The organism is Streptomyces sp. NPDC059037, from assembly GCF_042740015.1.
Classification (GTDB): Bacteria; Actinomycetota; Actinomycetes; order Streptomycetales; family Streptomycetaceae; genus Streptomyces.
Window position 1 is genome coordinate 45,030 of record NZ_JBHYIG010000026.1, and the last position, 7,937, is coordinate 52,966.

The following is a 7,937-nucleotide window of genomic DNA, read 5'->3' on the forward strand; positions in this document are numbered from 1 at the left end:
GCGAGCGTCAACCGGTCACGTACCCTTTACTGGTTAGCCGTGAAGGGAGCCACCATGTCCGCCGATGCCGCTCGCGACCCTCGCCCCCTCGTCGGCGAGCCGCTCTCCCTCGACCTGCTCAACACCCGGTGGATGCTGGACGGCGTACGCCAGGACCTGCTGACCGATGTCGAGGGTCTCGGCATCTGGCTCGCCGCCAACGGCATCGCGGACCGCTTCGAGGCGGACGGGCGGACGCTTGAGCATGTCCTGCGGGCACGGGACGCGATCGCCTCGGTGGTGGACGCGCCGGGCGAGCCCGCGGGGGTCGCCCGCGTGAACAAGATCCTCGGGCACGGGCGGATCCGGGCGACCCTGGACGAGCAAGGCCCCGGCGAAGAAGCCGAGTTCAAGGACCCGACATGGGGCGCGGCATGGCTGGCCGCCCGGAACTACCTGGAACTGCTCGCCACGGCGCCCGACCGGATCCGGCGGTGCGCCCACGAGGCGTGCGTCCTGCACTTCTTCGATACGTCGCGGAACGGCACCCGGCGGTGGTGCTCGATGGCGGCGTGCGGCAACCGGGCGAAGGCGTCTCGCCATTACGCGCGGTCCCGCGAGGGCTAGGGCTGGGCGGTTGCCCGCGGTCCCGCTACGAGAGATGGCGGGCGAAGAAGATCCCGACCCGGCGCCGTACCTGAGCGAGTGTCACCGCAGGGTCGCCGGTGCCGACGAGCGCGGCCCGTGCCCTCGCGGTCATGAGACCGCTGGTCTGGAGCTGCGGGACGAGCGGGCCGTAGTCGGTGAACGCCCAGTGGTCGGCGTCGGCGAGGAGCGCACGGCGGCCGCGGAGGTTCGCCCAGGAGGACTCGATACGGGGGGCGCCCTCGAATCGTTCGGTGCGGAACAGCAACAGCGGCCGGTCGAAGCCGATCGGCGGGTACAGGTCGAGATAGCCCTCCAGGTTCGCCACCGCGCCGACCCGGCGGTCGCCGCGGGCCGCGTAGACCACTGCTGTGCCGCCTGCCGAGTGTCCGTAGAACCCGATCCGGCAGAGGTCCATGACCGGGGCGAGCGGCAGGCCGCCGAGCCGGTCGAGGACCAGGCGGAGGTCCGCGATCCGCGTGTCCACCATCGTGCGGAAGGTCGCCGGGTCCGGCGGTCCGGCCAGGACGGTCGTCCTCATCCCGGTCGGCAGCTCCACCTGGGAAGCGTCACCGGGGTGGTCGACGAGGACGACCACCCGGCCGTGGCTCGCCAGGTCCTCGGCGAGGCTTGTGCCAAGCGTGCGGGAGTCGCCGCCGCCCGGTGAGTACACCAGCACCGGTCGCCGCCCGGGCAGCGGCGGCGCACCCACGTACCCGTGCGTGAGGACCGCGCCCCAGTCCACCGCTCCTTGCTCCGGCAGCCCCGGGTGGATCCGTGGCGCGAGCTCGGCGAACGCCCCGGCCTCGTCCGGGGTGAGCTGCGGGGCCCGGACGAAGCCGCGCACTGACCGGGCCGGGTACAGGACGGTCAGCATCAACTCCCGCACGCCGCCCACCCATGGGTCGGTACGGGCAGGATCCGTCAGATGGACCGTCCGCATGCCTACGGGGTACGGGCCGGCGGGCGCGGGCAGCAGGAGCGACGGGCCGCCACCGGATGCGGTCGCAGCCGTGGGCAACAGGGCGGCGGCACTCCCGAATAGGGTGCCTTGCAGAAGAGTGCGTCGAGAAACCATACGAACATCCTTGGGGCGGGGACCGTCACGACGCGAAGGTTCAGGCCCTGGCCGAAAGGCCGGCCCAGGACGAGGAGCTGTGACGGTGCTGCGAATCCACTTCACCGCGCAGGACTTCGCCCGGATCCGCTTCGCCCCCCGCCCGGCGCCGCTCCAGGAGCTGCACGCCGCCCTGGCGACAGCCGTGGCCCACCGCGGCGGGCCGCTGTTCGCACCGTGGCGCGGCCGTGTCCTGCGCTCTCTCCCCGCCGTCACCGGCGCGCTCGCCGACCTGGTTCCCGCAGGCCGCCCGCCTTCCTTCCTCGACGTCCTCGGCGAGACGATGGGCGACGGCTTCGAACGGATCCGCGCCACAAGACCCGGCCTCGTCCGCTCCGAGCTGGTGCGGGTCTACGGGGCGGCGCCCGCGCCCCGCTGGATCCACGGCCTGCACGCGGGCGACGAGACGGCCTGGCGCACCCTGCACCGCGCCCAGCAGGCCGCGTACGAGACGGTCCTCGCCCCGGTCTGGTCCGTCGTCCAGGATCTGCACCGTGAGGAGTTCACCCGCTACGCCCTGGCTGCCGCCGAGCACGGCGTGGCCGACACCCTGACCGGCCTGGCCCCGGGCTGCCGACTCCACGAGGGTGTGTGGGAATGGCCCGACGCGGCGCCGGCCCGCGATGTCCGCCTCGATGGGCGCGGCCTGGTTCTGCTGCCGACCTTCCACCACCCGGCGGGCCCACTTCTGCAGGACACCCCGGGCCGTCCCGCGGTCCTGACGTACCCTGCCGGCCCCGGGCTCCCGCCCACACCGGAGCGCCCGGTCGAGGCCCTGGCCGCCGTCCTGGGCCGCACCCGGCTCGACGCCCTGCGCCTCCTCGCCGAGCCGCACACCACAACCTCCCTGGCATGCGCCCTCGACGTCAGCAACGCGACGGCCTCATCCCATGCGGCGGCGCTCAGATCGGCAGGAATGGCGACAACGACCCGCACAGGCCGCACGGTCACCCACCGGCGTACGGCTCTCGGCACACTGATCGCGGGTGGCGGTGCGCCGTAGGTCGCTGCAGTTCGCTGAAAAGACAAAGATCCGCCGTGAAGCGGCGGTTCAGTCCGACATAGCCGCATACGCCCCCGCTGACGCATGGCGGAATTACGCCACGCCCCGATCCGCCCCGGACAACTCTCCCCAAACAGCAGTCACTTACGTGAAGCTAAGCGGTCATCCGGTACCGAATTCCGGACCCTTTCGACCTTACGTACAGGGATGCTGATGACCCCCGAAGCCACACCCTCCACACCCAAATCGCGGGCGAGACGCACGGCTCGGCTCGCGATAGCCGTCGGCCTGACCGCCGCGCTCTCCGCCGCCGGGCCCATACCCATGGCCTTCGCGGCCGACGACGACCCCGGCACCCCCGCCCCCGCCCCCAAGTCCGCCGAAGGCAAGCTCGGTTCGGCCGACGCCGGCCTGCTCGCTGAGGCCAAGGCGGACGGTGAGAAGACCGTCACGATGATGGTCGCCACCGCGCCCGGCGCCACCGAGAAGGTCGCCGGCCAGCTCGACGCCGTCAAGGGCGGCTCCGTCGGCCGCACCGACGACAAGCTCGGCTACGTCCGCGCCTCCGTGCCCACCGCGAAGGCCGACGCCGCGATCGAGGCCGCGGGGAAGCTGTCCTCCGTGCACGGCATCGATCTGCGGCACGAGATCGAGCTGGACGATCCGACGCCCGCCGCCGACCACGCCAAGGGTGCGGACGTGGCGGCGCAGGGGGCGTACGCCGGGCCGGACAAGAACACCCCGGCGAAGAACCCGTACAACCCCTCCTTCGAGACCGGCGCCGTCGACTTCGTGAAGCAGAACCCGAAGGCGGACGGCCGCGGCACCACCATCGGCATCCTCGACTCCGGCATCGACCTGGGTCACCCCGCGCTGCAGAAGACGACCACGGGCGAGCGGAAGATCACCGACTGGGTGACCGCGACCGACCCGATCGTCGACGCCGACGCGACCTGGCGGCGGATGACCAACCCCGTCACCGGGCCCGTCTTCACCTGGGACGGCCAGACCTGGAAGTCCCCGGCGGGCTCGTTCCAGATCAGCCGGTTCAGCGAGAAGGCCACCACCGGCGGCGACGCCAAGGGCGACCTGAACCGCGACGGCGACACCACCGACACCTGGGGCGTGCTCTACGACCCGGCCGCCGGGACGGTGCACGTCGACCTGAACAACAACAGCGACTTCACCGACGACGACGCCATGAAGCCGTACAAGGACGGCCACCAGGTCGCCTACTTCGGCAAGGACGACCCGGCGACCGACGTCGTCGAGCGCGTCCCCTTCGTCGTCGAGATCCGCAAGGACGTGCCGACCGACCCGTACGGCGGCGACTGGGTCGGCAAGAAGGCCGACTTCGTCAACATCGGCCTCATCGAGTCCGAGCACGGCACGCACGTCGCGGGCATCACCGCGGCCAACGGCCTGTTCGGCGGCAAGATGAACGGTGCCGCTCCCGGCGCCAAGCTGGTCTCGTCCCGCGCCTGCACCTGGACCGGCGGCTGCACGAACGTCGCGCTCACCGAGGGCATGATCGACCTCGTGACCAAGCGCGGCGTCGACATCGTCAACATGTCGATCGGCGGCCTCCCGGCCCTCAACGACGGCAACAACGCGCGCGCCGAGCTCTACAAGCGGCTCATCGACGAGTACGGCGTGCAGCTGGTGATCTCGGCCGGCAACTCCGGCCCCGGCGCCAACACCATCGGCGACCCCAGCCTCGCCGACAAGGTCATCTCCGTCGGCGCGTCCATATCCAAGGACACCTGGGCCGCCAACTACGGCTCCACCGTGCGCAAGCCGTACGCGATGATGAACTTCTCCTCGCGCGGCCCGCGTGAGGACGGCGGCTTCGCGCCGATCATCTCCGCGCCGGGCTCGGCCATCAACACCACGCAGACCTGGCTGCCGGGCGCCCCGGTCGCCGAGGCGGGCTACAAACTCCCCACCGGCTACTCGATGTTGCAGGGTACGTCGATGGCGTCCCCGCAGGCGGCGGGCGCATCCGCGCTGCTCCTCTCCGCCGCCAAGCAGAAGAAGATCGATCTGCCCCCGGCCAAGCTGCGCACCGCGCTCACGTCGACCGCGGACCGCATCCGCGGCGAGCAGGCGTACGCGCAGGGCACCGGCCTGATCGACATCGTGGGCGCCTGGGGTGCCATCAAGTCCGGTGCGAGCGCGCACGGTTACACGGTGAAGGCACCGGTCGACACCGCCCTGGAGCAGGAGCTGAAGAAGCCCGGCACGGGCATCTACGACCGTGAGGGCGGCCTGAAGGCGGGCCAGAAGCGGACGTACGAGGTCACCATCACGCGGACGTCGGGTCCGGACCGCGCCGTGCGCCACGAGCTGGACTTCGCGAACAACCACGGCGGTACGTTCCGGCTGCTCGGCGACGACGAGATCTCGCTGCCGCTGAACAAGCCGGTGACGGTCAAGGTCCAGGCGCGGCCCACCTCCGCCGGGCTGCACAGCGCGATCCTCACCGTGGACGACGAGCGCACCAAGGGCGTCGACCAGCAGATCATGTCGACGGCTCTCGTCTCGGCGCCGCTCGCCAAGCCGTCGTACACCTTCTCGGCGGCCGGTTCGGTGCAGCGCAACAGCACCAAGTCGTACTTCGTGACGGTGCCCAAGGGCGCCAAGTCCCTTGAGGTGGCGCTCGGCGGCCTGAAGGACAAGAGCCAGACGCGGTTCATCGCGGTGCACCCGTACGGCGTCCCGGTCGACTCGACCTCGTCGCTCGTCTGCTACCCGAACTACGAGAACCCGGCCAACACCTGCCGTCCCGACCTGCGTGCGTACGCGGACCCGCAGCCGGGCGTCTGGGAGATCGAGATCGAGTCGCGCCGGACGTCGCCGCTGCTCGACAACCCGTACAAGCTGGACGTCGCCGCGCTGGGCGTCGCCTTCGACCCCGCCGTGCAGAAGGTCCCGGAGGCCAAGGTCGGCACGCCGGCGCCAGTCTCCTGGAAGGTCACGAACAACTTCGCCGCGGTCGACGGCAAGCTGAAGGGCGGCCCGCTCGGCTCGTCGAAGGCCGCGCGGCCCTCGATCAAGCAGGGCGAGACGCAGACCACGACCGTGGTCGTGCCGGAGGGCGCCGAGCGGCTCGACGTCGCGATCGGCTCGACGTCCGACGCGGCAGCCGACCTCGACCTCTCGGTCCTGAAGGACGGCAAGGTCGTCGGTTCGTCGGCGGACGGCGACTCCGAGGAGTCGGTCAGCCTGCCGAAGCCCGCGGCCGGTATGTACGAGATCGAGGTCGCCGGATACTCGATTCCCGCCGGGAGCACCGAGTACGACTACCTGGACGTGTTCTTCTCGGCGGCGCTCGGCGCGGTCACGGTCGACGAGTCGGCGCCGGTGAAGCTGGCCAACGGCGCTTCGGCCGACGTCAAGGCCGAGGTCGTGGCGAAGGCCCCGGCCGCGGACGGCCGTGCGCTGTTCGGCGAGGTGTCGCTCCTGAACGCGGGCGGCACGGTCGCCGGCAACGGCAGCGTGTCGATCGAGAAGGTCACGTCGTAGCGGCCTTTCCTTGAGGCCTCTCTTTGAGGCTTCCCTGCTCCCGGGTAGCCGGCACCTTGCTCCGCCGGCTACCCGGGAGCACCCCCGGCCACCTCGACCGTCACCTCGTGCACCGCGTTGCGCGCCCCCTCCAACGGCTGCACCCGGCCCGCCCGGTCCGTCGCACGGCAGCGGATACGGTGCGCGCCCGGCGCCAACTCCCGGGTCAGGGCGAAGCGTTGCCAGGTGGGCCCGGCGCCCGGCGCGTCCACCGCCGCGGACTCCCAGGGGCCCCCGTCGACCGAGATGCCGACCGCCACGATCTCCGTCGTGCTCCAGGCCCGCCCCGAAAGACCGACACCGCCGGCCGCGACGCGCGCGCCGTCCCGTGGCGCGAACAGCTTGCTGCTGACGTCCACTTCACGCACCGGGGTCGCCTCCGTGTCACCCGGCAGGACGCGGTTGTAGAACCGCGTGGTGAACATGTTGTCCGCCCTGCGGTCGGCCAGCACGATCCGGGTCAGCCACTTCACCGAGTTCGTGCCGAACATCCGGGGCACCACCGCCCTCAGCGGGTACCCGTGCTCGGCGCGCAGCGCCTCGCCGTTCATCCGGTGGGCGAGGAAGACGTCACGGCGGGCCACGTCCAGGGGCAGGTCCTTCATGTACGTCAGGCCGTCCTCCCCGTGGAAAGACCCCGTGTCCGCGCCTTCGAACCAGACGTGCCGGGCCGCCGCGCGAGGCACCGCCCGGTCAAGGAGCACGGCCAGCGGCACCCCCGCCCACTCCACCTGCGCCACCGCCCGCGTCGGCACGTCCGGCGCGAACGGACTCCCGAAGCACTCGTGGAAGGCGGGGAGCCGCTCGGCCCCGAGCGCGAGCACGGCGGCCATGTCCAGCCGCAGGGGACGCTCGACCAGGCCCTCCACGGTCAGGGTCCAGTCGGCGACGTCGACGTCCGGCACACCCAGGTGCTTCCTGACGAAGACATCGTCCAGCGGGGTGAAGTCGGGTTCAGGCAGGGGCACTTGACTCGTCATGTAGCAACCTTAGAGGCCATTCGGTCCTTACGCGCGGAGGCCGTGCCGCGGGGCAGTTCCCCGGCCCCGCGGGCAGCGCCTAACAGCTGAGGCCCTCCGCCCCGGGCAGCGCCCGCTCGATCCACGCCCGGTCCTTGGCGATGGCCGCCTCGCCCGTGGACCAGATGTCCGGCGACACCCCGTCCCGCGGGACGCCGATCAGCGTCCGGTCGCCGGGGCGCAGCCGCGGGTCCACGTCCGCGTTCATCACGAACGTGATCCGTTTCTTGCCGCTGTCCGGCTTGTAGTAGCGGGAGACGTCCAGGACGATCCGGTCCTGCTCGGCACCGGGAATCGCCTCGACCCTGCGCACCGTCCCCTCCACGATGAGCCGCGCGCACGCCACGTACCCCTCGTCCGTGAGGTCCTCGGCGGCCCCGTCGCCCGCCTTGCCGTCGTCCGCCGTGCCGTCGTGCGCCTTGTCGTCCCCCGGAGCCGCTCCCTTCGCCGTGTCGGCGTCGCTCTGGGTGATGCCGCCACCACTGTCCACCGCGAGCCAGCCGAGCCCGCCGATCAGCGCGGCGGGGGGCCGGGGCGGGGGCCGGGGCCGCGCCCGCCCGCGGCCGCCGCGGCCCCCCCCCCGGCGGGGCGGGGGCGCCCGCGCCCCGCC

5 protein-coding genes and 1 pseudogene are annotated in these 7,937 nt (G+C 71.9%); 3 read left to right on the forward strand and 3 right to left on the reverse strand.

The genetic code is table 11. The annotated features are described in order from the left end of the window. Positions 1 to 54 precede the first annotated feature (54 nt). Positions 55 to 606, forward strand: a complete 552-nt coding sequence (locus ACFWY6_RS08635; RefSeq protein ID WP_384687488.1) for a CGNR zinc finger domain-containing protein — start codon at positions 55 to 57, stop codon at positions 604 to 606. Between the two features lie 25 nt (positions 607 to 631). Here ACFWY6_RS08635 and ACFWY6_RS08640 read toward each other — a convergent pair whose 3' ends face one another. Continuing rightward, the gene (locus ACFWY6_RS08640; protein WP_384687489.1) at positions 632 to 1,702 is read right to left on the reverse strand and encodes an alpha/beta hydrolase family protein; all 1,071 of its coding nucleotides are present in this window, start codon (positions 1,700 to 1,702) and stop codon (positions 632 to 634) included. An 85-nt stretch (positions 1,703 to 1,787) separates the two neighbouring features. Here ACFWY6_RS08640 and ACFWY6_RS08645 point away from each other — a divergent pair, with 85 nt between their 5' ends. Together ACFWY6_RS08645 and ACFWY6_RS08650 are read left to right on the forward strand one after the other, a co-directional pair. Next, the gene (locus tag ACFWY6_RS08645; RefSeq protein WP_384687492.1) at positions 1,788 to 2,744 is read left to right on the forward strand and encodes an ArsR/SmtB family transcription factor; all 957 of its coding nucleotides are present in this window, start codon (positions 1,788 to 1,790) and stop codon (positions 2,742 to 2,744) included. A gap of 213 nt (positions 2,745 to 2,957) precedes the next feature. After that, complete coding sequence (locus tag ACFWY6_RS08650; protein ID WP_384687490.1) at positions 2,958 to 6,269, forward strand: S8 family serine peptidase; 3,312 nt, start codon at positions 2,958 to 2,960, stop codon at positions 6,267 to 6,269. 68 nt (positions 6,270 to 6,337) lie between these two features. On the opposite strand, the gene ACFWY6_RS08655 is transcribed toward ACFWY6_RS08650, so the two are convergent. Together ACFWY6_RS08655 and ACFWY6_RS08660 are read right to left on the reverse strand one after the other, a co-directional pair. Next, entirely contained in the window at positions 6,338 to 7,288 is a 951-nt protein-coding gene (locus ACFWY6_RS08655; protein WP_384687491.1) for a molybdopterin-dependent oxidoreductase, read from the reverse strand. Positions 7,289 to 7,367: 79 nt separating this feature from the next. Beyond that, positions 7,368 to 7,937: pseudogene (locus tag ACFWY6_RS08660) on the reverse strand (hypothetical protein); the annotation flags it as partial.